Source organism: Nonomuraea sp. NPDC003707 (genome assembly GCF_053587055.1).
The window spans coordinates 73,847-98,624 of sequence record NZ_JBSFNK010000035.1; the positions used below are offsets into that span (position 1 = coordinate 73,847).

At 72.6% G+C, this 24,778-nt stretch carries 25 protein-coding genes; 19 read left to right on the forward strand and 6 right to left on the reverse strand.

Features of this window, described 5'->3' with window-relative positions; translation table 11 throughout:
• Window positions 1–18 precede the first annotated feature (18 nt).
• Window positions 19–1,821, reverse strand: a complete 1,803-nt coding sequence (locus ACWDRB_RS52950; protein WP_449908019.1) for a PA14 domain-containing protein — start codon at window positions 1,819–1,821, stop codon at window positions 19–21.
• A gap of 116 nt (window positions 1,822–1,937) precedes the next feature.
• Here ACWDRB_RS52950 and ACWDRB_RS52955 point away from each other — a divergent pair, with 116 nt between their 5' ends.
• The 4 genes from ACWDRB_RS52955 to hypF all read left to right on the forward strand — a co-directional run bounded on the left by ACWDRB_RS52955 (window position 1,938) and on the right by hypF (window position 8,233).
• On the forward strand, window positions 1,938–2,915 hold the full coding sequence (locus ACWDRB_RS52955; protein ID WP_449908021.1) for a phosphotransferase enzyme family protein: 978 nt from the start codon (window positions 1,938–1,940) through the stop codon (window positions 2,913–2,915).
• Window positions 2,916–3,012: 97 nt separating this feature from the next.
• Complete coding sequence (locus ACWDRB_RS52960) at window positions 3,013–4,620, forward strand: FAD-dependent oxidoreductase (RefSeq protein ID WP_449908023.1); 1,608 nt, start codon at window positions 3,013–3,015, stop codon at window positions 4,618–4,620.
• Window positions 4,621–4,655: 35 nt separating this feature from the next.
• Window positions 4,656–5,888 carry a cytochrome P450 gene (locus ACWDRB_RS52965; protein ID WP_449908025.1) on the forward strand — a complete coding sequence of 411 codons (1,233 nt, stop codon included), beginning with the start codon at window positions 4,656–4,658 and terminating at the stop codon, window positions 5,886–5,888.
• Window positions 5,885–8,233, forward strand: coding sequence for a carbamoyltransferase HypF (hypF, locus tag ACWDRB_RS52970; RefSeq protein ID WP_449908027.1), 2,349 nt, complete (start codon window positions 5,885–5,887; stop codon window positions 8,231–8,233). Before ACWDRB_RS52965 ends, hypF begins: the two co-directional genes overlap by 4 nt.
• A 1-nt stretch (window position 8,234) precedes the next feature.
• Here the strand turns inward: hypF and ACWDRB_RS52975 are convergent, their stop codons facing one another.
• Window positions 8,235–8,591, reverse strand: a complete 357-nt coding sequence (locus ACWDRB_RS52975) for a hypothetical protein (protein WP_449908029.1) — start codon at window positions 8,589–8,591, stop codon at window positions 8,235–8,237.
• A 110-nt stretch (window positions 8,592–8,701) separates the two neighbouring features.
• On the opposite strand from ACWDRB_RS52975, the gene ACWDRB_RS52980 reads away from it, so the two are divergent.
• The 13 genes from ACWDRB_RS52980 to hypE are packed head-to-tail and all read left to right on the forward strand — an operon-like array spanning window position 8,702 to window position 18,259.
• Window positions 8,702–9,748 (forward strand): NADH-quinone oxidoreductase subunit B family protein, encoded by a 1,047-nt coding sequence (locus ACWDRB_RS52980; RefSeq protein ID WP_449908031.1) that lies wholly within the window; start codon window positions 8,702–8,704, stop codon window positions 9,746–9,748.
• Window positions 9,749–9,764: 16 nt separating this feature from the next.
• Window positions 9,765–11,570, forward strand: coding sequence for a nickel-dependent hydrogenase large subunit (locus ACWDRB_RS52985; RefSeq protein ID WP_355211288.1), 1,806 nt, complete (start codon window positions 9,765–9,767; stop codon window positions 11,568–11,570).
• A complete protein-coding gene (locus ACWDRB_RS52990; RefSeq protein WP_449908034.1) occupies window positions 11,570–12,025 on the forward strand; it encodes a hypothetical protein in 456 nt (151 codons plus the stop codon). The genes ACWDRB_RS52985 and ACWDRB_RS52990 overlap by 1 nt, the downstream gene beginning before the upstream one ends.
• Complete coding sequence (locus ACWDRB_RS52995; RefSeq protein ID WP_350737779.1) at window positions 12,022–12,657, forward strand: DUF5947 family protein; 636 nt, start codon at window positions 12,022–12,024, stop codon at window positions 12,655–12,657. The genes ACWDRB_RS52990 and ACWDRB_RS52995 overlap by 4 nt, the downstream gene beginning before the upstream one ends.
• Complete coding sequence (locus ACWDRB_RS53000) at window positions 12,654–12,872, forward strand: hypothetical protein (RefSeq protein ID WP_350737782.1); 219 nt, start codon at window positions 12,654–12,656, stop codon at window positions 12,870–12,872. The genes ACWDRB_RS52995 and ACWDRB_RS53000 overlap by 4 nt, the downstream gene beginning before the upstream one ends.
• Window positions 12,873–12,886: 14 nt before the next feature.
• Window positions 12,887–13,522 (forward strand): DUF6084 family protein, encoded by a 636-nt coding sequence (locus tag ACWDRB_RS53005; RefSeq protein ID WP_449908036.1) that lies wholly within the window; start codon window positions 12,887–12,889, stop codon window positions 13,520–13,522.
• 6 nt (window positions 13,523–13,528) lie between these two features.
• On the forward strand, window positions 13,529–14,446 hold the full coding sequence (locus ACWDRB_RS53010; protein WP_449908038.1) for a hypothetical protein: 918 nt from the start codon (window positions 13,529–13,531) through the stop codon (window positions 14,444–14,446).
• Entirely contained in the window at window positions 14,443–15,264 is an 822-nt protein-coding gene (locus tag ACWDRB_RS53015; RefSeq protein WP_449908040.1) for a hydrogenase maturation protease, read from the forward strand. The genes ACWDRB_RS53010 and ACWDRB_RS53015 overlap by 4 nt, the downstream gene beginning before the upstream one ends.
• 6 nt (window positions 15,265–15,270) lie before the next feature.
• Entirely contained in the window at window positions 15,271–15,378 is a 108-nt protein-coding gene (locus ACWDRB_RS53020) for a DUF6893 family small protein (protein WP_397375203.1), read from the forward strand.
• A gap of 7 nt (window positions 15,379–15,385) precedes the next feature.
• Window positions 15,386–15,769, forward strand: coding sequence for a hydrogenase maturation nickel metallochaperone HypA/HybF (locus ACWDRB_RS53025; protein WP_350737794.1), 384 nt, complete (start codon window positions 15,386–15,388; stop codon window positions 15,767–15,769).
• Window positions 15,747–16,019 (forward strand): HypC/HybG/HupF family hydrogenase formation chaperone, encoded by a 273-nt coding sequence (locus ACWDRB_RS53030; RefSeq protein WP_350737797.1) that lies wholly within the window; start codon window positions 15,747–15,749, stop codon window positions 16,017–16,019. The genes ACWDRB_RS53025 and ACWDRB_RS53030 overlap by 23 nt, the downstream gene beginning before the upstream one ends.
• A 12-nt stretch (window positions 16,020–16,031) precedes the next feature.
• Entirely contained in the window at window positions 16,032–17,189 is a 1,158-nt protein-coding gene (gene hypD / locus ACWDRB_RS53035) for a hydrogenase formation protein HypD (protein WP_355211273.1), read from the forward strand.
• Window positions 17,186–18,259: a hydrogenase expression/formation protein HypE gene (gene hypE, locus ACWDRB_RS53040; RefSeq protein WP_449908044.1), complete on the forward strand. Its 1,074-nt coding sequence runs from the start codon at window positions 17,186–17,188 to the stop codon at window positions 18,257–18,259. Before hypD ends, hypE begins: the two co-directional genes overlap by 4 nt.
• Here hypE and ACWDRB_RS53045 read toward each other — a convergent pair.
• Genes ACWDRB_RS53045 through ACWDRB_RS53055 form a run of 3 tightly spaced genes read right to left on the reverse strand, consistent with a single transcriptional unit; the run spans window position 18,242 to window position 19,577 of the window.
• Window positions 18,242–18,874 (reverse strand): D-sedoheptulose-7-phosphate isomerase, encoded by a 633-nt coding sequence (locus ACWDRB_RS53045; RefSeq protein ID WP_449908046.1) that lies wholly within the window; start codon window positions 18,872–18,874, stop codon window positions 18,242–18,244. The two genes, hypE and ACWDRB_RS53045, sit on opposite strands and share 18 nt — an antisense overlap.
• Window positions 18,871–19,098 carry a HypC/HybG/HupF family hydrogenase formation chaperone gene (locus tag ACWDRB_RS53050; protein WP_355211264.1) on the reverse strand — a complete coding sequence of 76 codons (228 nt, stop codon included), beginning with the start codon at window positions 19,096–19,098 and terminating at the stop codon, window positions 18,871–18,873. Before ACWDRB_RS53050 ends, ACWDRB_RS53045 begins: the two co-directional genes overlap by 4 nt.
• Window positions 19,095–19,577, reverse strand: coding sequence for a phosphoheptose isomerase (locus ACWDRB_RS53055; RefSeq protein ID WP_449908048.1), 483 nt, complete (start codon window positions 19,575–19,577; stop codon window positions 19,095–19,097). Before ACWDRB_RS53055 ends, ACWDRB_RS53050 begins: the two co-directional genes overlap by 4 nt.
• Window positions 19,578–19,728: 151 nt before the next feature.
• Between ACWDRB_RS53055 and ACWDRB_RS53060 the strand changes: the two genes are divergently transcribed.
• Both ACWDRB_RS53060 and ACWDRB_RS53065 read left to right on the forward strand, forming a co-directional pair.
• Complete coding sequence (locus tag ACWDRB_RS53060) at window positions 19,729–20,268, forward strand: DinB family protein (RefSeq protein WP_449908050.1); 540 nt, start codon at window positions 19,729–19,731, stop codon at window positions 20,266–20,268.
• A 37-nt stretch (window positions 20,269–20,305) separates the two neighbouring features.
• Window positions 20,306–21,016: an alpha/beta fold hydrolase gene (locus ACWDRB_RS53065; RefSeq protein WP_449908052.1), complete on the forward strand. Its 711-nt coding sequence runs from the start codon at window positions 20,306–20,308 to the stop codon at window positions 21,014–21,016.
• A gap of 45 nt (window positions 21,017–21,061) precedes the next feature.
• Here the strand turns inward: ACWDRB_RS53065 and ACWDRB_RS53070 are convergent, their stop codons facing one another.
• The gene (locus ACWDRB_RS53070) at window positions 21,062–24,778 is read right to left on the reverse strand and encodes an nSTAND1 domain-containing NTPase (RefSeq protein WP_449908054.1); all 3,717 of its coding nucleotides are present in this window, start codon (window positions 24,776–24,778) and stop codon (window positions 21,062–21,064) included.

Here is a 24,778-nt window from a genome sequence, read left to right on the forward strand (position 1 = left end):
GGCCGGCGGGCTCAGGGCTCAGCCGGCGAGCAGGTTCGCCGTGGGGATGATCTGCCGCTGTACGGTGGGGCTGGACCAGTGGAGCTGGGCGATAGCGTCGTAGCCGCTGTCGTAGAACTCCATCTTGATGTCGTGCGCCCCGGCGCTCAGCGCGATCTGGCCGCTGTCGTCGCGCTTGGAGTGGTCCGTCCAGTTGTCCACGAGGAGCGTGCCGTCCACCCAGAGCCGCACGCCGTCGTCGCTCGTGGTGATGAACGTGTACGTCTCGGCGCGCTCGGCGATCACCTTGCCGGTCCACCGCACGCTGAACGTGTCGGCGGACACGGCCGGGTCGGGGGCGTTCGCGCCCCAGTCGAAGTCCACCGCCGGGTCGATCCGGGTCAGCTTGGGCGCGGTCAGGTCGGCGTTGTCGAAGTAGGTCGCCGACAGGCCCTGCTGGTCGATGACCAGGGTCGTGGCCGAGCGCGCGGGGAGCGTGAGCGCCGCGGCGCCGCCCGCGACGGCGGCCGTGCCGGTGCGGTGCGGGGCCCACGCGTCGGAGGTGCTCTGCCAGATCGCGGCCGTGCCCGCCGTCAGGCCGGTGAACGCGAGCCTGGTCTCCAGCGGCTGGGCGCCGACGTTGACCAGGACGACGTTCTTGGACCCGTCCGAGGCGAACGCGTACAGCTGGTCGGTGTCGGCCGTCGCCTGCACCATGGTCGTGCCGAACGGGCGGAACAGGCCCTCGCCGGTGAACATGCCGATGCCGTGGTAGATGGGCAGCGGCTCGCTGCGCGGGATGCCGCCCTCGCCCTTCGTGCTGGTCAGGCCGAGCTGGCCGTTCTTGTCGCCGTACTGGTAGGCGGCGGCTCCGGCGTGCAGGATCTGGCCCAGCGCCGCCGCGCCCCAGAGCGTGTTGAAGTGGGTCAGCGTACGGTGGCCGTCGGGGTCGTCGAAGTCGGAGTTGAACTCGCCGATCTGGAGGTCGATCTTGCGGCCGAGCACGGACTCGGCCAGCGCGCCGACCTCCTTCAGGTCCGTCTCGTAGCTGCGGATGGCGGCGCCCAGGAGGTCCTCGTCGCTGATCGGGTCCGTGCCGTTGCCGTAGTCGTGGTAGTCGAGGAAGTCGACCCGGTCCCGTGAGCCCTCCAGGAACGTCCTGATGTACGACAGGTCGTTCCAGGCCGTGGCGGGGCCGCCGACGCGGACCGCGGAGTCCACGGCGTCGAGGGCGTCGGTGATCAGGTTGAAGCGCCGGCTGTACTCAGATGCCGACATTTCCGGCTTTTCTGGGGTGCAGGTGCAGTTGAGTTCGTTGCCCAGAATGAAGCGGCGCACCGGCGTGCCCGAGGCGGCGAAGTGCCGGTAGAGGGCGACCGCGTCGTCCCGGTTCACCTCGGCGGTCTGGCGGCCGTCCACCTGCAGGATGACGACCGGCTCGGCGCCCAGGTCGCGGATGGCCGCGATCCAGGCGTCGCTCGTGATGGTCGTGTCGCATTTGTACCCGCCGCACACGATCGGGCTGGAGTGGTCGCCTGGCTCCTGGTAGTGCAGCTCTATGCGCATCCGGCCCGCTTTGAGGTTGCGCAGGTTTTCGCGGTGCCGGGAGTCGTTCGTGATGTACGAGCCCTCGCCGTACCCGGTGATGCCGACGCCGTAGTCGCCGGCGGACAGCGTACGAACCGGCTTGGTGAAGTCCACCGACACGGCGGCGGACACAGCGGCGGACACGGCGGCGGGCACGGCCGCCTCCGCGGGTGCCGCCACCGGCCAGATCGCCACGGCCGCGGCCAGGCCGCCCGCGAGAGCGGCGCGGAGCGCGCGGCGCGCTAATGCAGTCATCCTTCTCCTGTCACAAGATCCGTGAGAACCCGTGGATCATGACATATGCGGATGACAGTCGAGTGAACGCCGCTGTGGCGGTTCATACTCGAACGCGTGGATCTCACCGCGGAGGGATGAGCGTGGTCACGGAGCTGGTCGCGTACGTGCGCGAGGCGTTCGGGTGGGATGCCGACGTCGTGGTGTCGGCCGGGCCGCGCGGCGCGCTGGGGCAGATCTGGCGGCTGGAGGTGGGCCCGGCGCGCTACGCGCTGAAGGAGATCTTCGGCGAGCCGCCGTCGGCGGCGTTGATCGAGGCGGAGCTGGCGTTCGCGCGGCGGGCGGCCGAGGCGGGAGTGCGGCTGCCGGCCGGCTACCCCGACCGCGCGGGCCGCCACCTGCTCAGCGCGCCCGGCGGCGGGCCGTGGCTGCGCCTTTACGACTGGATCGACCTGCGCCCGGTCGATCTCGCGGCGCGGGCCACGCCGCGGGAGCTCGGAACGCTGCTGGCGCGCCTGCACCGATGCGCTCCCGCCGCGACGGCGGAGGCGGACGGCGGGCCGCCCGCCGCCTGGTACCACCAGGTTCCCGCCGAACGGGAATGGGTGCGAGGGGGCCCGGCCTGGGCCGGGCGGCTGGCCGAGCGGCTGGCCACGTTGCCCGAGCTGTGCGCGGCGGTCGCGCCGGCCGATCCCGCCGAGCTGATCGTCTGCCACCGCGACCTGCACCCGGAGAACGTCCTGGCCGACCCCGCGGGCGCCCTGGTGGTCGTCGACTGGGACAACCTCGGCCCGGCCGCGCCGGGGCGGGAGCTGGCCAGGGCGCTGTTCGACTGGTTCTGCGACGGCCCGGACGCGGACCTCGACGCCATGCGTGCCATGTACGAGACCTACGTGCGCGACGGCGGGCCGGGGCGCATCACGGAGGCGGCCGACTTCTCGATGCTGCTGGCGACCCGGCTGAACTTCCTGCTGGTCCAGACCCGCGTCGCGCTGGACCCGGCGGCCGAGCGGCGGCACCGCGAGTGGGCGGAACGCGAGATCGACGAGTCCCTGCGCATCCTGCCGACGCCGCGCCAGCTCGCGGACGTGCTGGCGCTGACAGCCTCCCGCTGACCCGCGGGGCGGTTGGTGTGGCTATGACCGCAATGGGTATGCCACCCATGATTACTCACAGTAATCGCCACACTACGTGTCGAAGAGGGCGAACCAGATGAGAGTCGTCGTTGATCTCACCCGTTGCGAGGGCTACGGGCAGTGCGCCTTCCTCGCGCCGGATGTCTTCGCGATGCGCCGTTCCGAAGCCCTCATGTACGAGCTCCACCCGGACGACTCGGAGCGCACCCGCGTCCTGCGCGCCGCCGCGGCCTGCCCGGTCCAGGCCCTGGTGGTCGACCAGGTCCACACGCTCGGAAGGCCCGCCAAGGCCGCCCCGCCCAGGCCGGTGAACGGGAAGAGGCCCGTGGAGGTCGGCCGCATCGTCATCGTGGGCGCCTCGCTGGCCGGGCTGCGGGCGGCGACGACCCTGCGCAGGGAGGGCTATGCCGGATCGCTGACCCTGATCAGCGCGGAGCCGTACGAGCCGTACGACCGGCCGCCGCTGTCCAAGCAGGTCCTGACCGGGCAGGTGGCCGCCGACGACACCGCGCTGCCCCGGCGGGCCGAGTTCGAGGCCGAATGGCTGCTGGGGCAGGCGGCGACCGGGCTGGACCTGGCGGCCAGGCAGGTCCACCTCGCGGACGGCCGGAAGGTGGACTTCGACCGCCTGCTGATCGCCACGGGAGCGCGCGCCCGGCCCTGGCCGAACGCGAAGGAGGCCGCCCTCGACGGGGTGTTCGTGCTGCGTACCAACGAGGACGCGGCCCAGCTGCGGGAGCGGCTGACCGCGGGCCCCGGACGCGTGCTGATCATCGGCGCCGGCTTCACCGGGTCGGAGATCGCCTCCGTCTGCCGCGAACTGGGCCTGGACGTCACCGTCACCGAGCGCGGGAAGGCGCCGCTGTCGGGCGCGCTGGGCGGGACGATCGGGGCGATCGCGGCGGACATGCAGCGCGACCACGGCGTGGACCTGCGCTGCGGGGTCACCGTCGAGGCGCTCGAAGGGGACGGGGACGGTCGCCTGCGCCGCGCCCGCCTGTCCGACGGCACCACGCTCGACGTGGACGTGGCGGTGGCCGCGCTCGGCGCGGAGCGCAACGTCGAATGGCTGGAGGGCTCGGGGCTGGCCGCCGGGGTGTGGGGCGTCGCCTGTGACGCGGGCTGCCGCGCGTTCGACGTCAACGCCCTGGTCACCGACAACGTCTTCGTCGCCGGCGACGTGGCGCGCTTCCCGCACCCGGTGTACGAGTACCAGTTCCTGTCCCTCGAACACTGGGGCAACGCGGTGACCCAGGCCCAGGTCGCGGCGCACAACATGATCAGCGCCGAGAGCGACCGCTGGCCGCACGTGTCCCTGCCGGTCTTCTGGTCCGCCCAGTTCGGCGTCAACATCAAGTCCGTCGGGGTGCCGACCTTCGCCGACGAGGTCGTCATCGCGCAGGGCTCGGTCGCCGATCGCCGGTTCGTCGCCGTCTACGGCAACCGGGGCCGCATCACGGCCGCCGTCGCCTTCGACCAGGCGATGTGGCTCGACTTCTACCAGGCGCAGATCGAGCGGGCCGCGCCGTTCCCGCCCGGTCCCGGCATGGTCGGGCAGCCCGACGGCCTCCAGGTCATGCCGGCCGACGTACCGCAGCGGATCTCCCCCACCTACGGCGCGACCGTGGTGCTGACCGGCCACAACCCGGACGAGCGCCGCGTGACGCTGCAGCGGCGGCAGTGAACCACACCGAGCGAGCACATCAGGGAGCCGTCACCGTGGCAGAGGAAGTGGCAGGGGCAAGCGTCTACGAGCAGATCCTCGACTACGCCAACCGCGCCGATCCGTACCCGCTCTACGCCGAGCTCCGCAGGACCCCGGTGGCGCGGCAGGCGGACGGCAGCTATGCGGTCAGCGGCTACCGGGAGATCGTCGCGCTGCTGCATGACCCGCGCGTCAGCTCCGATGTCCGCAACATTCCCGACATCGCCGCCGAGCAGGAGTCGGGGACGGCGCTGCCGTCGTCCTTCATCAGGACCGACCCGCCGGACCACGACCGGATCCGCTCCATGATGATGCGGCACTTCGGGCCGCCCCACTCCCCCGGCCGGGTCGACGGCATGGAACCCCGGATGATGCGGATCGTCACGGACCTGATCGACCGGTTCGCCGGGAAGACCCGGGTCGACATCGTCGAGGACTTCGCCTATCCGTTGCCGGTCACGGTGATCTGCGACCTGCTGGGCGTGCCCCGCGAGGACGAGCCCCGCTTCCACCGGTGGTCGCAGGCCATCATCGAGACCATCGACCCGACGACCGGGACCGTCGCCGAGCGGGAGCGGCGGAACATGGAGGTCAGGACGGAGCTCGGCACGTACATGAAGGAGCTGATGGACGCCCACCGGCGGCGGCCGGGCGACGACCTGCTCTCGGCCATCGTCACCGACCCGGCCATCGACCTGCGGCTGGAGGAGCTGCTGAGCGCCGCCGCGACGCTGCTCGTCGCCGGCCACGAGACCACCGTCAACCTCGTCACCAACGGCATGCTCACCCTGCTGCGCAACCCCCGCGTGCTGGACCGGCTGCGCCACGAGCCCGACCTGGTCGTCGGCACGGTCGAGGAGCTGCTCCGCTTCGAGCCGCCGGTGCAGTTGCTCAGCCTGCGCCGCTCCGCGCTGGCCGACATCGACATCGCGGGCACGACGATCCCGAAAGGCGCCATCATCAGCCTCGTGCTCGCCGCCGGCAGCCGTGATCCCGCGCGTTTCCCCGATCCCGACCGTTTCGACCCCGACCGGCAGGACAACCAGCACCTCGGCTTCGGCAGCGGCATCCACTACTGCTTCGGGGCCCCGCTGGCGCGGCTGGAGACGCAGCTCGCGCTGGGCGAGCTCGCGCGGCGGCTGGTCAATCCGCGCCTGGTCGCCGACCCGCCGCCGTACCGGCCGAACCCGGGGCTGCGCGGGCCCCGGCACCTCTACGTGGAATTCGACGACGTCCTTCCCGCATGAGCGATCCGCGCCTCGCCGACGGGGTGATTCAGTCGGGGTCGTTCTCGTTGCAGACTGGCCCGATGGGGGTGCGGGTCCGGGTCGAGGGCGTCGTTCAGGGGGTGGGGTTCCGGCCGTTCGTGCACGGGCTGGCCACGCGGCTCGGGCTGGCGGGCCGGGTGGGCAACGACGCGCACGGCGTCTTCGTCGAGCTGGAGGGCGGGCACGGCCAGATCGCGGAGTTCCTGGTACGGCTGGAGCGCGACGCGCCCCCGCTGGCCGCGATCGAGCGGGTGACCGTCACCTCCCGTGCGGTGCGCGCCGACGGCCGGTTCCGGATCGTCGCGAGCGACCCGTCGGGGGCCTCACGCACGCTGGTGTCGCCCGACATCGCGACCTGCGCCGACTGCCTGGCGGAGCTGGCCGACCCCGCCGACCGGCGCCACCGCTACCCGTTCGTCAACTGCGTCAACTGCGGGCCGCGGCTGACGATCGTACGGGCGATGCCGTACGACCGGCCCCTGACCACGATGGCGGGGTTCGCCATGTGCGACGGCTGCCTGGCCGAGTACCACGATCCGGCCGACCGGCGCTTCCACGCGCAGCCCATCTGCTGCCCGGCCTGCGGCCCCGCGCTCAGGCTCGTCGGTGCGACGGGCGAGCCGTCGGCAGAGCTCGTCGGCGCGGCGGGCGACCCGCTGGCCGGGGCCGTGCGGGTGCTGCGGCGGGGCGGGGTGCTGGCGGTGAAGGGGCTCGGCGGCTACCACCTGTCGGTGCCGGCCGCCGACGAGGACGCCGCCGCCGAGCTGCGGCGGCGCAAGCAGCGCGAGGACAAGCCGTTCGCGGTCATGGTCGCCGACCTGGCCGCGGCCCGGCGGCTGTGCGAGGTGGACGAGGCCGGCGCCGCGCTCCTGACCGACCGCGCGCGGCCGGTCGTCCTGCTGCCGCGCCGCCCGGACGCGGCGGTGGCCGGGGCGGTCGCGCCGGGGAGCCGCGAGCTCGGGCTGATGCTGCCGTACACGCCGCTGCATCACCTGCTGCTCACCGACCTGGGCGCCCCGATCGTGCTGACCAGCGGCAACCGCTCGGACGAGCCGATCGCGTACGACGACCGCGACGCCCTGGAGCGGCTCGGCGGCATCGCGGACGCGTTCCTCACGCATGACCGCCCGATCCACCTGCGCGCCGACGACTCGGTGGTGCGGCCCTTCCGGGGGAAGGGGATGGCCGTGCGGCGCTCGCGCGGCCACGCCCCGCGCCCGTTCACGCTGGCCTGGGAGGCGTCCCGGCGGATCCTCGGCTGCGGCGCCGAGCTGAAGAACACCTTCTGCCTGGTGAAGGGGCGGCACGCGTTCGTCTCCCCGCACATCGGCGATCTGGAGGACTACGAGACCTTCCGGTCGTACGTGGAGGGGATTGAGCATTTCGCCGCGCTGTTCGACGTGCGTCCCGAGGTGGTGGCCCACGACCTGCACCCGGAGTACCTGTCCACCAAGCACGCCCTGGGCCTGCCGGACGTGGAGCTGGTCGCCGTCCAGCACCACCACGCGCACGTCGCCGCCTGCCTGGCCGACAACGGCGAGCACGGCCGGGTGATCGGTGTCGCGTTCGACGGGCTCGGCTACGGGCTCGACGGGACCCTGTGGGGCGGCGAGTTCCTGCTGGCCGACCTGGTCGCGTTCGAGCGGGCCGGGCATCTGGCGCCCGTGCCGATGCCGGGCGGCAGCGCGGCGATCAGGCAGCCGTGGCGGATGGCCGCCGCGTACCTGGACGGCGAGGGCGAGACGTCGGCCGTGGCCCGGCGCAACGAGCAGCGGTGGGGGCAGGTGAGCGCGCTGGCCCGGCGCGGCGGGACGGCCGCGCCGCTGACGTCCAGCGCGGGCCGGCTGTTCGACGCGGTGGCGGCGCTGCTCGGCGTGCGCGACGCCATCACGTACGAGGGGCAGGCCGCGATCGAGCTGGAGCAGCTCGCCGACCCCGCCGAGCGCGGCGGCTACCCGGCGGCCGTCTCCCGTGACGGCGGCGTGCTGGTGGTGGCGGGCTCGGACCTGGTACGGGCCGCCCTGGCGGATCTGGCCGCGGGCGTCGGCGTGCCGGTCATCTCCGCCCGCTTCCACAACGGCGTGAGCGATCTCATCGTGCGCTGCTGCCGGATGCTGCGCGACGGGACGGGGCTGACGACGGTCGCGCTGTCCGGCGGCGTCTTCCAGAACGTGCTGCTGCTGCGGCGCACGGTCGACCGGCTGCGCGGGGCCGGATTCCGGGTGCTCACCCACTCCGGCGTGCCAGCCAACGACGGCGGCATCAGCCTCGGCCAGGTGGCCGTCGCCGCCGCCAGGGACCGGCTCGGCCCGGTCGGTCCATAGGTCAGTCGACAGGGCCTTCCGGCACGTCCCGGTGAGGCCACGGGGAGGCGCCGACCACGACCCCGTACAGCGCCCCTCCGGCCGTACCGTACCCCCAGTGCGCCAGCTCTACCATCGCGGGCCGACGCCGGTGGTGGACCCGGTGGAACAACCGCGGGACGGTGCGCTCCAGCACGGCCTCGGGCGGCACCTTCGCCACGAGGCCGATCGCCGTCGTGAACTGCCGCAATCCGGACATCGCCATGGAGCCGATCGCTCCCCGCGCGGCGGCCCGCACGAGGGCCTGCGCAGACCGGGTCGAGACGCGTTGACGCAGCTCATCATGGGTGCCGGTACGGGGCGGCAGGGTCTGCGTCATGGTTTACAACCTCCGTCATCACGGTATGTCCGCTACGTAGAGTCGCAGGTCGGATACCAAGTGATATGGGGGCCTAAACCTCTACGCGGGCCAAGAAGGGGGCTTGGGCCATGACAGCCACACAAACACCGAAAGCTCTGGACGAGGTGCACATCCTGTGGACCTCGGAGGGCATGAGCTGCGACGGCGACACGGTCTCGGTCACCGCCGCCACACTGCCGAGCCTGGAGGACGTCCTGCTCGGGCTCGTACCGGGACTGCCCAAGGTGCACCTGCACAACAAGGTGCTGGCCGCGGAGACGGGCGACGCCTTCATGGCCCCGTTCCACCGGGCCCACGAGGGCGAGCTCGGCCCGTTCATCTTCGTGGTCGAGGGTTCCATCCCGAACGAGAAGATCAACGGCGACGGCTACTGGACGTCCATGGGCAACGACCCGGCCACCGGCCAGCCCATCACGGTCAACCAGTGGATCGACCGGCTCGCGCCCAAGGCCTGGGCCGTGGTCGCGATCGGCACCTGCGCGGCGTACGGCGGCATCCACGCCATGGCCGGCAACCCGACCGGATGCATGGGGCTGGCCGACTACCTGGGCCGTGACTTCCGCTCCGCGGGCGGGCTGCCCATCGTCAACGTGCCCGGCTGTCCCGTCCAGCCGGACAACTTCACCGAGACGCTGACCTGGCTGCTGTACCAGGCTGCGGGCATGGCGCCGACGATCCCGCTCGACGACATGCTGCGCCCCACCTGGCTGTTCGGCAAGACCGTGCACGAGGGCTGCGACCGGGCCGGCTACTACGAGCAGGGCGACTTCGCCCTCGACTACAACTCCCCCAAGTGCCTCGTGCGCGTCGGCTGCTGGGGGCCGGTGGTCAACTGCAACGTCACCAAGCGCGGCTGGATGGACGGCGTCGGCGGCTGCCCGAACGTGGGCGGCATCTGCATCGCCTGCACCATGCCCGGCTTCCCCGACAAGTTCATGCCCTTCATGGACGAGCCTCCGGGAGCGTCCGTCTCGGTCGCGATGAGCGGCGCGTACGGCGCGATGATCCGCAGGCTTCGCGCGATCACGAACAAGGCAGCGAACAAGGAGCCGAAGTGGCGCCACAACCGCCGCCGGCTGACGAGCGGGTTCGACCCGCGCTGGGGAAACGGCTGAGAGGGAGAGCGGCGAGGTGGCCATCCGTACGGCAGGTGAGAAGAAGCTCAAGGGCGAGGCCCGCGAGCTGGTGGAGATGTCCTGGGACCCGATCACCAGGATCATCGGGAACCTGGGCATCTACACGAAGATCGATTTCAAGAACCGCGAGGTCGTCGAGTGCAAGAGCACCTCGTCGCTGTTCCGCGGCTACAGCGTGTTCATGAGGGGCAAGGACCCGCGCGACGCCCACTTCATCACCAGCCGCATCTGCGGCATCTGCGGTGACAACCACGCGGTCTGCTCGATCTACGCGCAGAACATGGCGTACGGCATCAAGCCCCCTCCACTCGGTGAGTGGATCATCAACCTGGGCGAAGCCGCCGAGTACATGTTCGACCACACGCTCTTCCAGGACAACCTCGTCTTCGTCGACTACTGCGAGCAGATGGTCAAGGAGACGAACCCGAGCCTGCTGCGCCGGGCCGAGACGACCCAGGCGCCCAACTCCGCGATCCACGGCTACCGGACGATCGCCGACATCATGCGCGCGTGCAACCCGTTCACCGGTGATCTGTACCGCGAGGCGCTGCAGGTGAGCCGGGTCACCAGGGAGATGTGCTGCCTGATGGAGGGCCGGCACGTGCACCCGTCCACGCTGTACCCCGGCGGCGTGGGCACGGTGGCCACCCCTCAGGTGTTCACCGACTACATGGTGCGGCTGCTGCGGGTCCTCGACTTCGTCAAGCGGTCCGTCCCGATGAACGACGACCTCTTCGACTTCTTCTACGAGGCCATGCCCGGCTACGAGGAGGTCGGCCGCCGACGCGTGATGCTCGGCTGCTGGGGCGCGTTCCAGGACCCGGCGGTCGTCGACTACGACTACCGGAACATGAACGACTGGGGCCGCCGGATGTTCGTCACGCCGGGCATCGTGGTGGACAACGAGCTGATCACGACGAACCTGGTGGACATCAACCTCGGCATCAGGATCCTGCTGGGCAGCTCGTACTATGACGACTGGCAGGCCGAGGAGACGTTCGTCACCCACGACCCGCTGGGCAACCCGGTGGACCAGCGCCACCCGTGGAACCAGACGACCCTGCCCAAGCCGCAGAAGCGCGACCTGGAGAACGGCAACTACAGTTGGGTGATGAGCCCGCGCTGGTACGACCAGCGCACCGGCGACCACCTGGCGCTCGACACCGGCGGCGGCCCGCTGGCCCGGCTGTGGACCACGGCGCTGGCCGGGCTCGTCGACACCGGCACGGTGCGGGCCACCGGCCAGAGCGTGGAGATCAACCTGCCCAAGAGCGCCGCCTTCCCGGAGACGCGGCTGGAGTGGAAGATCCCGCGCTGGGCGAACACCATCGAGCGCAACCGCGCCCGCGTCTACTTCGTGGCGTACGCGGCGGCGATGGCCGTCCACTTCTACGAGCAGGCGATGGGCGAGGTCAGGGCCGGGCGCACGCAGGTGTTCACCGACTTCGAGGTGCCGGACGAGGCGATCGGCTGCGGCTTCCACGAGGCGGTGCGCGGCGTGCTGTCGCACCACGTGGTGATCCGCGACGGGAAGATCGCCAACTACCACCCGTACCCGCCGACGCCGTGGAACGCCAGCCCGCGCGACAGGTACGGCACGCCGGGCCCGTACGAGGACGCGGTGCAGGGGCTGCCGATCTTCGAGGAGAACGGCGCCGACTCGTTCAAGGGCATCGACATCATGCGTACCGTGCGCAGCTTCGACCCGTGCCTGCCCTGCGGGGTGCACATGTACCTGGGCGGCGGCAAGGTGCTCAAGCAGGTGCACTCGCCCACGTTCGGCGCGAGCGTCTCCGGCTGATGAACGAGCGCGTCCGCAGGATCGAATCCCTGCTCGACAAGGCCGACGGGGCCGCCACGGAGCTCGTCGCGGAGGTGCTCGGCCTGTACGGCGAGGGCCTGGCACGGGTCATGACACTCGTGGGCGACGAGGCGGCGGCCCGCCTGGGCGCCGACGAGCTGGTCTCGCCCCTGCTCCTGCTGCACGATCTGCACCCGCTGGACACCCGGACCCGGGTGGAGCAGGCGCTGGCCGGCGCCGCCGACCTGCTCTCCGTCGAGGGCGACCTGGTACGGCTGCGCTTCCGCCCGACCGGCTGCCGCTCCTCGGCGGCCGGGGCGGCCTCGGCCCTCCGGGACGCGGTGCGCGAGGCGGCCCCGGAGATCGAGCGGGTCGAGATCGAGGTCGCGGACGCGGCCCTGATCCCGGTCGAGAGCCTGGCCGTCCGCCCCGCCTCGCGGGCCCCGGTGCCATGACGGGCCTGCTGCGCCGGCTCGCCGCGCAGTCGGTCGAGCCCGCCCGGCGTGAACCGCGCACGCAGCGCTGCGAGCTGTGCGCCGAGCCGCTGCCGGCCGTCCACCGCCACCTGCTGGAGCTGGCCGGGCGCGAGCTGCGCTGCGCGTGCCGCGCCTGCCAGGTGCTGTTCGACCACGCGGCGGCCGGCGGCGGGCACTACCGGCTGGTGCCCGAGCGCCGCTGGCGGCTGAGCGGCTTCCGCCTGGAGGAGGGGGCCTGGGCCCGGCTGCGGGCCCCGGTGCGCACGGTGTTCCTGATCCACGACTCGGACACCGGCGACCCGGTCCTGTACTACCCAAGCCCGGCCGGGGCCGTGCGGGCGCCCGCCGACCGGACCGCCTGGGAGCTGCTGCGGCGCGACAACCCGGTGCTGCGGCGGCTGGAGCCGGACGTCGAGGCGCTGCTCGTCGACCGCGAGGCCTGGATCGTGCCGGTGGACGACTGCTACGCGCTCGTCGGAGCCATCCGCGCGCACTGGCGGGGCCTGACGGGCGGCAAGGACGTACGCGAGCACATCACCCGATTCTTCACCGACCTTGGCGGCCGGTCGGTCACCGTACCGGCCACCGGCAACGACAGGAGTCCCGCGTGAACAAGAAGTCGACGATCAAGACCGGGCGGCGCGACGTGCGCCCCGACGCCCCCTCCCACGTCAAGGGCGTGGCCGAGGGCAACGCGCCGGGCGGCTACGGCAGGCAGAAGGGCCACCTGCCCGACGGCCGTTCCACGGCCCGCCGCTCGACCGGCGTCAACCCGCGCATGCACGACCCGATCGACCCCGACATGCCCAACCTGTCGCCCGCGTGATGCCGGCCACCTCAATGACGACCACACCGGCCCTGCGGATCGAGGTGCGCGACGTCGAGCCCGCCACGCCCGCCGTCGCGCCCGCTCTGTGTTTCCGGCTCGACCTGCGGTCGGACGCTCCGGTCCAGGCGATCACGCTGGCCACGCAGATCCGCATCGACGCCACCGCACGCGGCTACGACGGGCACGCGCCGGAGCGGCTCAAGGAGCTGTTCGGCCCGCCCGAGGACTGGGGACGTAACCTGTCCAGCCTGCTGTGGACGCAGACCGTCACCCACGTCCCGGCCTTCACCGGCGGCACGACCACGCCGGTCACGGTCGCGTGCACCTACGACTTCGACGTGGCCGCGGCCAAGTACCTGCACGGCCTGCCGGACGGCGAGGTGCCGCTGCGGTTCCTGTTCACCGGGACCGTCTTCTACCTCGACGACGGCCGCCTGCAGGCGGCCTGCCTGCCGTGGGACACCGAGGCGGACTTCCGCATGCCGGTGACGGTCTGGAAGGACCTCATGGACCGCCACTTCCCGGACACCGCCTGGATCCGGCTGGAGCGCGGCACGTTCGACCGCCTGTACGCGCACCGGGTCCGGCACACCCTGCCCGGCTGGGACGACGCGGTGCGGTCGCTGCTGGAGACGGGCGGAGGCTGATCCCACATGGACCCTGTCAGGCAGATCGCGCAGGCCGTGCTGTACGAGGGCTACCTGCTGTGGCCGTACCGGGAGTCGTCGCTGAAGAACCGGCACCGCTGGACGATCGGCGGCGTCCACCCCGAGGCGTACGGGCGGGCCAATGACGGCAACCCGTGGCTGACGCGTACCGAGTGCCTGCTCGAAGCCGGGCCCCGCGACCTCGTCGACGCGTCCGTGCGCTTCCTGCACGTCGTCACCCGGCTCCGCGCCGGAGGGCCGGAGGCGACCGGCGAGGAGGCCCAGGAGCGTGAGGTGGGCATGCCGGGCCTGGTCCTGGAGGACCTGCTGCACGGCCCGGTCATCGAGAAGATCGACATCCCGGCACGAGATCAGTCTCCCGAAGGCGGCTGGCGGGAGCTGAACGGCCGGATCGAGGCGAGCGCGCGGCGGCTGCGCCCTGACCTGTTCCGGATCACGGTCGAGGTGGTCAACACCACGGCCTGGCCCGGGGGCGGCCGCGAGGAGGCCATGCGGCGCACGCTGGTCTCCGCGCACACCGTGCTGCGCGCGCCGCGGGCGAGGTTCGTCTCCCTCATGGACCCGCCGGAGGAGTTGCGGGCGGAGGCGGCGGGCTGCGACAACGCCGGCGTCTGGCCGGTGCTCGCCGGGCCGGAGGGCGACCGGCACACCGTGCTGTCCGCGCCGATCATCCTCTACGACCACCCGCGGATCTCGCCGGAGAGCCCCGGCGACCTCTTCGACGCGACCGAGATCGACCAGCTCCTCACGCTGAGCGTGCTCGCCCTCAGCGACCGGGAACGCGAGGAGATCCGCCACGGGGACCCGCGCGCCCGCGCGATCCTCGACCGCTGCGACTCCCTCACACCCGACGAGCTGATGCGGTTGCACGGCATCATGCGCAGGACGGAGCCACCCGAATGACTGGATTCTGGACCCGGATGGCGGGCCGCGGCCCGGCCGAGATCGTCATCGCCGGCGTGCCGATCGGGCCGGGCAGCCGGGTACGGCTGCGGCCCCGCGCGCAGGCCGACGTCTTCGACCTCGTGCTCGACGGCCGCGTGGCCGTCGTGGAGAGCGTGGAGCAGGACGACGAGGGCGTCTTCCACATCGCGGTCACGCTCGACGACGATCCCGGGCGCGACCTGGGCGAGGCCCGGCTGCCCGGGCACCGGTTCTTCTACTCCGCCGAGGAGATCGAGCCCCTCGGGGAGCAGGACGGCCGCCCGGCCCCCGGCCGCGTCCTGGTGGCCGGGATCGGCAACGTGTTCCTGGGGGACGACGGGTTCGGCGTCGAGGTGGCCCGCCACCTGGCCGGGCAGGCGGGCGTGCCGGGCATGGAGGTCGTCGACTTCGGCATCCGCGGCATGGACCTGGCCTACGCCCTGCAGCGGGACTACACGGGCGTGGTCTTCGTGGACGCCGCCCCGCGCGGCCTGGCTCCCGGCACGCTCACCGTCCTCGAACCCGAGCTGCCGGACGGGGACGACGCATCGGTGGAGACACACGGCATGGACCCGGTCCGGGTCCTGCGGCTGGCCCGGCAGCTCGGCCGGCTCCCCGCGCGGGTGCGGGTCGTCTGCTGCGAGCCGGCGTCGGTCGAGGAGGACCCGTTCGAGCTGAGCGCGCCGGTGCGCGCGATGGTCGGCGAGGCGGCCGGCCTAGTGAAGTCCCTGGTTATGGACATGATTGCGGAAAGTGCCACTCCGGACGCCCGCGATCCGGCACCCACGGTGAGGTGATGTGAGATGTGGAAGTCGCGCACGGTGAAGCTGGTCGTGCTCTGCGGGATGGCGCTGGTCGTCATCCGTCTGTGGCCGGACATCCGGCGATACATCAAGATGGAGCGAATGTAGGGGCAGCATGCATGAGATCGGGATGTGCGAGGGGCTCGTCGAGCTGATCGAGCAGCAGGCGGGAGGCAGGGCGGTCGCGGCCGCCCGGGTACGCGTCGGCGCCCGGCACGCCGTCGTCGACGAGGCCTTCGGGCAGGCGTTCACGCTGGCCGCGGCCGGGACGGCCGTGCAGGACGCGGTGGTGGAGCTCGTCATCACGCCGATGACGGTCGGCTGCCGCAACTGCGGCGAGCGCTCCGAGTCGGTCGACACGCTGGCGGTCTGCCCGGGCTGCGGCGACGACGGCGTCGACATCAGCGGCGGCGAGGAGCTGGTCCTGGAGTCGCTCACCTTCGCCACGTCAGGCGCTTCCGGCGGGGAGGTGTCCGGTGTGCCTTGGCATTCCAGGTGAGCTCGTCGAGCGCCTGCCCGAACACGAAGACCTCGCCGTGGTGGACGTCAGCGGCGTGCGCCGGCGCATCAACGTCGGCCTGCTCGCCGACGAGGCGCTCGCGCCCGGCGACTGGGTGCTCGTGCACGTCGGGTTCGCGCTGTCCAAGATCTCCGAGCTGGAGGCGCAGGCGGTGCTCGACTACCTCAACGGGCTCGGGCAGGCGTACGAGGACGAACTCGACGCGCTGCGCACCTCGGACATCGCCTAGGAAGGACCTCTGATGCGGTTCGTCGATGAGTACCGCGACGCGGGCACGGCGCGGGCGCTCGCCGCGCAGATCGCCGCCCGCTGCCGGCCGGGGCGCCGATACACGTTCATGGAGGTGTGCGGCGGTCACACGCACACCATCTACAAGCACGGCCTGGAGGACCACCTGCCGGCCGAGGTGAACCTCGTGCACGGCCCCGGCTGCCCGGTCTGCGTGATCCCGATGGGCCGGGTGGACGACGCCATCCACATCGCCCGCCGGCCGGACGTGATCATGACGTCGTTCGGCGACATGATGCGGGTGCCCGGTGGGCAGGGCTCGTTCCTGGACGCCAAGGCGGCTGGGGCCGACATCCGGATGGTGTACTCGCCGCTGGACGCGCTCAAGATCGCGCGGGCCAACCCGGACCGCAAGGTCGTCTTCATGGCCATCGGCTTCGAGACCACGGCGCCGTCCACGGCCATGACCGTGCTGCGCGCGGAGGCCGAAGGGCTGGCCAACTTCTCCGTCTTCTGCAACCACGTCATGATCATTCCGGCGATCAAGGCCATCCTCGACTCGCCTGACCTGCGGCTCGACGGGTTCATCGGGCCCGGCCACGTGTCGGCGGTGATCGGCTGCCAGCCGTACGAGTTCATCGCCCGCGACCACGGCAAGCCGCTGGTGGTCGCCGGGTTCGAGCCGCTGGACATCCTCGACGCGGTGCACCGCCTGCTGACGCAGCTCGCCGAGGGCCGCTGCGAGGTGGAGAACCAGTACTCCCGCGTCGTGCCGTGGCAGGGCAACCGCATCGCGCTGTCGGCCATGGGCCGGGTGATGCGGCTGCGGCCGCACTTCGAGTGGCGCGGGCTCGGGTTCATCGCGCACTCCGCCCTCGCCATGTCGGACGAGTACGCCCGCTTCGACGCCGAACGCGTCTTCGACCTGCCCGGGGTCCGCGTCGCCGACCCGCGGTCGTGCCAGTGCGGCGAGGTGCTGAAGGGCGTGCTCAAGCCGTGGGAGTGCAAGGTGTTCGGCACCGCGTGCACCCCGGAGACGCCGATCGGCACCTGCATGGTCTCCTCGGAGGGCGCGTGTGCCGCGTACTACAACTTCGGGCGCTTCAGCCGGGAGGAGATGCGCGCGACCTCCGCCGGCCGGCCGCCGGCGGAGGAGGCGAGCCGGGCATGAACCGCGAACAGCAGGTGCTCGCCCGCATCGAGCGGATCCGGCGGCGCAAGCCCGTCGTCAGGGAGGAGCGCATCACGCTCGCCCACGGCGCCGGGGGCAAGGCCACCCACACGTTGATCGAGGCCGTCTTCCTGGAGGCGTTCCGCAATCCGCTGCTCGCGCCGCTGGACGACGGCGCGCTCCTGCGGGTGGGCGGCGAGCGCCTGGCCTTCACCACCGACTCCTTCGTGGTCTCGCCGCTGTTCTTCCCCGGCGGGGACATCGGTGACCTGGCCGTCAACGGCACGGTGAACGACCTGGCCATGTGCGGGGCCCGACCGGCCCACCTGTCGGCCGCCTTCGTCCTGGAGGAGGGCTTCCCCGTCGCCGACCTGCGGCGCATCACCGACTCGATGGCCGCCGCCGCGGTGGCGGCCGACGTCACGATCGTGACCGGCGACACCAAGGTCGTCCAGCGCGGCAAGGCCGACGGCTGCTTCATCACCACGGCCGGGGTCGGGCTCGTCGAGCAGCCGGTCACGCTGTCGGCCTCGCACGCGCGGCCGGGGGACGCGGTCATCGTCTCGGGCCCGATCGGGGAGCACGGCGCCGCCATCATGCTGGCCAGGGACGACTTCGGCATCGAAGCGCCGATCGTCTCCGACACGGCGCCGCTGCACGCCATCGTCGCCGAACTGCTGGCCGCGATGCCGCAGCACGTCCGTACGCTGAGGGACGCCACCCGGGGAGGGGTGGCCACCGTCGTCAACGAGGTGGCCAACGCGTCGGAGGTGGCCGTCGTCCTGCGGGAGGACGACATCCCGGTACGGGCGGAGGTCACCGGCGTCTGCGAGCTGCTCGGCCTCGACCCTCTCTACGTCGCCTGCGAGGGCCGGTTCGTCACGGTGGTCGACGGCGAGCACGCCGGGCGGGCCCTCGAGGTGCTGCGCTCCCATCCGCTGGGCGCCGGGGCCGCGATCATCGGGACCGTCGCCGCGGCACCGGCCGGGCTGGTCCTGCTCCGCACCGCCTTCGGCGGCACCCGGGTGGTCGACGTCCTGGTGGGCGACCCGCTACCCCGCATCTGCTGAACCCTGGTGTGAGGAGGTCTCGCGGGCGGCCGACACCAGCTCGGCCAGCACGTGGTAGAGGGTCGCCTGCGCCTCCTGGATGCGGTGCACCGACGACGACGGGACCACGAACAGGTGCTCGGCCAGCCGCTCCTCCGCCATGCGGCCGCCTCCGGAGCCGGCGAACCCGACGGTCACCATCCGCAGGCCCGCGGCCCGCTCCAGGCCGCGCAGCACGTTGGCCGAGCCGCCGCTGGTGGACAGGGCGCAGGCGATGTCGCCCTCGCCGCCGAGCGCGGCGAGCTGGCGGGCGAACACCACCTCGAAGCCGACGTCGTTGCCGAGCGCCGTCACGAGCGCCGTGTCGGCCGCCAGTGACACCGCGGGCAGGCCGCGTCCGGTGAACAGGTCCGCCACCGACTGCGCGTCGGTGCTGCTGCCGCCGTTCCCGAACGTGAACAGCCGCCCGCCGCCGCGGAAGGCGGCGGCCAGCGCCGCCGCGCACGCCACCAGCGGGCCCTCCATCTCGTCGAGCACCCGCCGCCGCAGCTCCAGGCTCTCGCGGGCCTTCTCCGCGGTGGACGCCGTCACGTCGAGCGGGTCGCGCCGCAGGAACGGGTAGAGCGTCTCGGTCATCGGGCGTCCTTTCCGAGTACGGCGATCGCCTCGCCCGCGTGCACCAGCACGGTGTCCCCGACCTGTGCCTCCACCAGCGCCACGCTGATCTCCTCGGTCCCGGCGCCGGTGTCGGCACGCGCCAGCCCGTCGGGCAGCAGCCCCACGACCCGCACGGCCACGGCCACATCGCCGCACGTCACGCAGGAGTCGCAGACCTCCTCGTCCGCCGGCTCGCCGTTCACGCGGGGCACTCCGATTCCTGGAACACGTGGACCAGCTCCCACAGCAGGTGGTACATCGTGATGTGGATCTCCCTCGCGACCAGCGGATCCGTGCTCCGCGCGGTCAGCACGTGCTCCGCCTGCGCGCAGTCCTCGTCCGCCGTGAGGGCGACGGTCAGCATGCCGAGCCCGCGGGCGGCGGCCAGGTCGCCGTCGAGCGGCCGGATACCCACGGCGATGTCCTGGGGGCGGCCCAGCACCGGCAGCGAGGAGGGCTCGGCGCCCAGGCTGAGCGCCGGAAGGGCGCGCTTGCCCACGATCACCGGGTGGGTGAACTCCACGGCCACGTGCGCCGCGTCCGAGGCGGCCTCGCCCCGGCCGAAAGCCAGCAGCCTGCCACCGCGCCGGAACCGCCCGGACATGGCGGCCGCCGCCGCGACGACCGCGCCGACGTCTTCCACCAGCGCCGTTCCGGCGGCCTCACGGACCCGATCGAGCACTTCGGCATCCCGTCTTCCTGCGCTGCACGACATCGCCCATTCCACCGTGGTCCACCACGAACGTCGCGGCTTTCCCCGCCACCGATTCGGCAAGGTCCCGGCAAGATTCGCCCTCCCGTGGCGGCGTGCCGAGCCTCTAGACTCACCGATCATGACTCAACTGGACGAGCAGGGCCGCCCGGAGCCCCCTTTCGCGGCCGACGAGACCGCGACCCTCCTGGGCTTCCTCGACTATCAGCGCGCGACCCTGGAGTGGAAGTGCTCGGGCCTGGACGCGGGCGGGCTGAAGGCGACCGTCGGCGTGTCGTCGATGACGTTGGGCGGGATGCTCAAGCACCTGGCCTACGTCGAGAGCTACTGGTTCAGCCGGGCGCTACGCGACGGAGAGTGGCCGCCTCCGTGGGACACGGTGGACTGGAAGTCCGACGGCGACTGGGACTGGAGTTCGGCCGCCGACGACTCCCCCGAACAGCTCTTCGCGCTCTGGCAGGAGGCGGTGTCCCGCTCGCGGTCCGCGGTGGCGGAGGCGCTGTCGGACGGCGACCTCGGCCAGCCGGCCAAGCGCAGCTGGCCCGACGGCAAGACGCCCAGCCTGCGGTGGATCCTGTGCCACATGATCGAGGAGTACGCGCGGCACAACGGCCACGCGGACCTCATCCGGGAGTCGGTGGACGGGCTGACCGGGGAGTAATCGAATCTTGTCGGTGAGCTGCTCTAACCTCGGGGCGATGGACATCATCCTGATTCCCGGCCTCTGGCTCGACGGCTCGTCCTGGGACGAGGTCGTCCCCGCGCTCGAGCAGGCCGGCCACCGGCCCCACGCGCTCACGCTGCCCGGCATGGAGTCGAAGGACGCCGACCGCTCCCAGATCACCCTGCGCGACCACGTCGACGCGGTCGTCAAGGTGATCGACTCCTTCGACCCCGCCGGCGGCAAGGTGGTGCTGGTCGGCCACTCCGGCGGGGGCGCGATCGCACACGTCGCCACCGACGCGCGTCCCGACCGGGTGGCCCGGGTCGTCTACGTCGACAGCGTGCCTCCCGGCGAGGGCGGCCTCATCAACGACGAGCTCCCGGTCGAGAACGGCGAGATCCCGCTGCCCGACTGGGGGCTCTTCGAGGCGGAGGACCTCGTCGACCTCGACGACGGGCTGCGCGCGGCCTTCCGCGAGCGGGCGATCCCCTCGCCGGCGCGGGTCGCGAGCGACCGGGTGCGGCTGTCCGACGAGCGCCGCTACGAGGTGCCCGCCACCGTCATCGCCTGCGAGTTCTCGACCGCGACGATCCATAAGTGGATGGAGCAGTCGCTCGCGTTCACGCGGGAGCTCGCCCAGATCCGCCACGTCGACTACGTCGACCTGCCCACAGGCCACTGGCCGCAGTTCACCCGTCCGGAGGAGCTGGGCCGCGCGATCGCGACCAGCGTCGGCCCCGCCTGACGGCCCGGTCGTGACGGCGCGGTCGTGGTGCCCGGCGGGCGGGGGTCAGCCCGCCGGGGCGCGGCCGGTGGCGGCGTCCTTTGGGCAGGGCGGGTCGTAGGGCACGTCGGGCAGATACTGGCGCCACTCCGCCGGGGTGATCGGCGGGAAGGCCAGCGCGCAGATCTGCCGGACGGCGGCGCCGGGGTCGACCGGCCACAGGCGGGCGGTCGAGTCGCCGGACACCGTGGCCAGGGTGGCGCCGTCCGGGCTGAAGACCGCCTTGTTGACCTGCCCGAGGTGCCCGGTCAGGGTGGCCAGCGCGGTCGCTCCGGCCGGGTCGGCGATGTCCCAGAGCATCGCGGTCCGGTCGTCACTGGCGGTGGCCAGCGTGCGGCTGTCGCGGCTGAAGGCCACCGACTGCACGCTGTCGGCGTGGCCCCGCAGGACGGCGATCGGCCGGTCGAGGGAGCGCACGTTCCAGAGCCGGGCCGTGCGGTCGCCGCTGCCGCTGGCCAGCAGCGTGCCCGTGCGGTCGAAGGCGAGGTAGTAGACCGTGCCGCCGTGGCCTGTGGCGACGCCGAGCGGGGCAAGGTCGGCGGTGCGCCACAGGCGGATGGTCCGGTCGCCGCCGCCGGTGGCCAGCAGCCGGCCGTCGGGGCTGAAGGCCACGGCGTTGACGGCGGCCTCGTGGCCCTTGGCGACGGCCCGGCGTACCGGATGCGCGGGGTCGGAGATGTCCCAGACGTACACGTCGAACTTCTCGCCCGCCACCACCAGGCTCCTGCCGTCGGGGCTGATGGCCGCGGCGAAGATGTTGCCGATGCCGGCCGCCGTCTCGGACAGGAGCCGGGGGCGGGCCGGGTCGGTGAGGTCCCACAGGCGTACCGAGCTGTCCAGGTCGGCACTGGCCAGGAGCGTGCCGTTGCGGGCGAAGGCGACGGCGGTGACGCCGTTGGCGTGCCCGGTGAGCGTGGCCAGCGGGCGGGGATCGGCCGACACGTCCCAGATCTTGATCATCGGATGGCCGGCCGTGGCGAGCAGGCGGCCGTCGGGGCTGTAGGCGAGCGCATAGACCGTGCCGCGGTGGCCGCCGAGCAGGGGCCGGCCCAGGTCCCACACGCGTACGGTGTCGTCGCGCCCGCCGGACGCGAGGACGCGGCCGTCGGGGCTGTAGCGGACGGTGTAGACGGTGTTCGAGTGCCCCGTCATCACGATCGGGTCGGCGCGGAAATCGGTCAGGTCCCACAGCCGGATCGTGCGGTCGTAGCTGCCGGTGGCCAGGGAGCGGCCGTCGGGGCTGAAGTCGATGGCGACCACGCCGTCCTCGTGCCCGGAGAGCGTGGCCAGGGGCCTGCCGTGCCGGGGATCGCGCAGGTCCCACAGCCGTACCGTGTTGTCGAAGCCGCCCGTGGCCAGGGTGTCGCCGTGGAAGGCGGCCGCCAGCACGGCCCCGGTGTGACCGCGCAGGTCGGGCAGGCGTTCGGGGTGGCGCGGGTCGCCGACGTCCCAGAGCATGACGTCGTTGGAGAAGGCGGTGACGACCAGCGTCCTGCCGTCCGGGCTGAAGGCGACGTCCGACAGCTCCTTGGGAGCGCCTTTGAGCGTGCTCTGCAGGTACGGTTTGCTGGGATTCGTAACGTTCCATAACAGCGTGGTGGCGTCGTAGGAGGCGGTCGCCAGCATCGTCCCGTCGGGGCTGAAGGCCACCCCGATGATCCCCATGCTGTGCCCGCCCATCGTGGCCAGCGCCACGGGGTGTCGGGGGTCGCGCACGTCCCACAGGTCGGCCGTGTTGTCGTTGCCGGCCGTGGCCACCAACTCTCCACTCGGCGCGAACGCGGCCGCGGCGAGGCCCTTGGCGTCGCCCACGACCGACGACAGCACGCCCGGGCGCAGCGGATCGGTCACGTCCCACATCCGCAACGTGCCGTCGAGCGCCACCGTGGCCAGCCGCCTGCCGTCGGGGCTGTAATTCACCGCGTAGACCGCGCCGGCGTGGGCGGTCAGCACGTTGGCGTACGGGTTGGCCGGCGTGCTGAGGACCGCGCCGCGCGACTCGGTGCTCGGCCGGAGCCGCTGGGCGGCCAGGGCGAGCTGCGCGGCCAGCGCCGGGTTGCCCGCCCGCAACGCGACCGACTCGTTGGCGACCTTGCCGGACAGCGCCGCGTTGCGCTGGTCGCCGATGTCGCGCTGCCCGCGTACGGCGACCACGACCGCCACCGTGGTCAGCAGCAGCAGCGCCGCCAGCACGGCCACGAGCCGGCGCAGCCGCCGGGTGCCGCGCCGCCGCGCCGCGGCCTCCGCCTCCTGGCGTTCGACGGACGCCGCCAGGAACCGCCTGGCCTGCGGTCCGGGAGCGGCGTGCGGTCCGGCGCCCTCGGCCCAGAGGCGGGCCACGGCCAGCCGCGAGCCGCGGTAGAGCGCGCCGGGGTCGTCCCCTTCCTTCGCCCACCGCGCCGCGGCCTCGGCCAGGTCGCGGCCGACGACCAGCCCCGCCCGGTCGCTCTCCAGCCAGCCGGCCAGCCGGGGCCAGGCGGTGAGCAGGGCCTCATGGCTGATCTGCACCTTGTCGAGGTCGACGGTGATCAGGCGCTCGGCCACGAAGCCGTCGAGCACGTCCTCCGCCTCGGCCGCCACGGCGGGGTCGTGGTCGGCGAGGACCTCGGCGATCGTCATGCTCCTGCGGGTGGCGGCGGTGTCGGACGCCACGTGGACGAGCGTCAGGAACAGCCTCCTTGCCAGCTCCTGGCGGTGTTCGCTCAGGCCCAGGTAGACCTTCTCCGCGCTGTCGGCCACGGCCCTGCCGATGCCCCCGACCTTGCGGTAGTCGGCGATGGTCAGCCGCCTGCCCTGGCTCTCGCGCCACATCGCGTACAGGGCGTGGGAGACCAGCGGCAGCGTGCCGGCCTCGTGCGCCTCGCCGTCGGCGCCTGCTGGGGCGACCTCGCGCAGGAGCAGCTCGACCAGGCCGTTCTCGATCTCTATGCCCGCCTTGCGGGCGGGCTCCACGACGGCGGCGCGCAGTTCGTCCTCGCGCATCGGGCCGACCACGAGCTGGCCGGAGCGTATCGCCGCGAGCAGCTCGGGGTGGCGCATGGCCTGGCCGTAGAAGTCGGCGCGCAGGCCGGCCACGACCACCGCCCGCTCCGCCGCCTCGCTCAGCGCCGCGACGAACCTCGTACGCTCGTCCTGGTCCTCGCAGACCGTGAAGACCTCCTCGAACTGGTCCACGATCAGCACCTCGCCCCGCTGCCGCGCCAGCGCGGCCATCGGGTGCGGCCCCGGTGTGAACACGGCGGCGCTCCTGCCCAGCGCGGGGACCACCCCCGCGCGCAGCAGCGAGGACTTGCCCGAGCCCGAGGCGCCCACCACGAGCCGGAGGCCCGGCTCGGTCAGGCGGGCGACGAGCTGCCCGGTCAGCGCCGCACGGCCGAAGAACCACTCGGCGTGCTCGGTCTCGAAAGCCGCCAGCCCCCGGTACGGCTCCGGCCCCGCCGGCCGCCGGCCGGGCGCGCGGCGTACCCGGTGCCAGGCGTTGAGCCACTGCTCGACGGCCGCGTCGTCGCTCACCCCGCACACCCGCAGGACCTCGACCAGCAGGTCGCGGGAGGAGAGGGAGGGCAGGCCGCGCCCGGCGAACCAGTCGCCCAGCGTGCTGGCGGCGATGTCGGCCCCCACCTTGGCCGCCACCTGGCGCACCGACACCCCGGCCGATTCGCGCAGCCGGGTCAGCGCCTGGCCGAACTCCTCGCGGGTCGTGATGAGTGCCTGCTCCTGCAC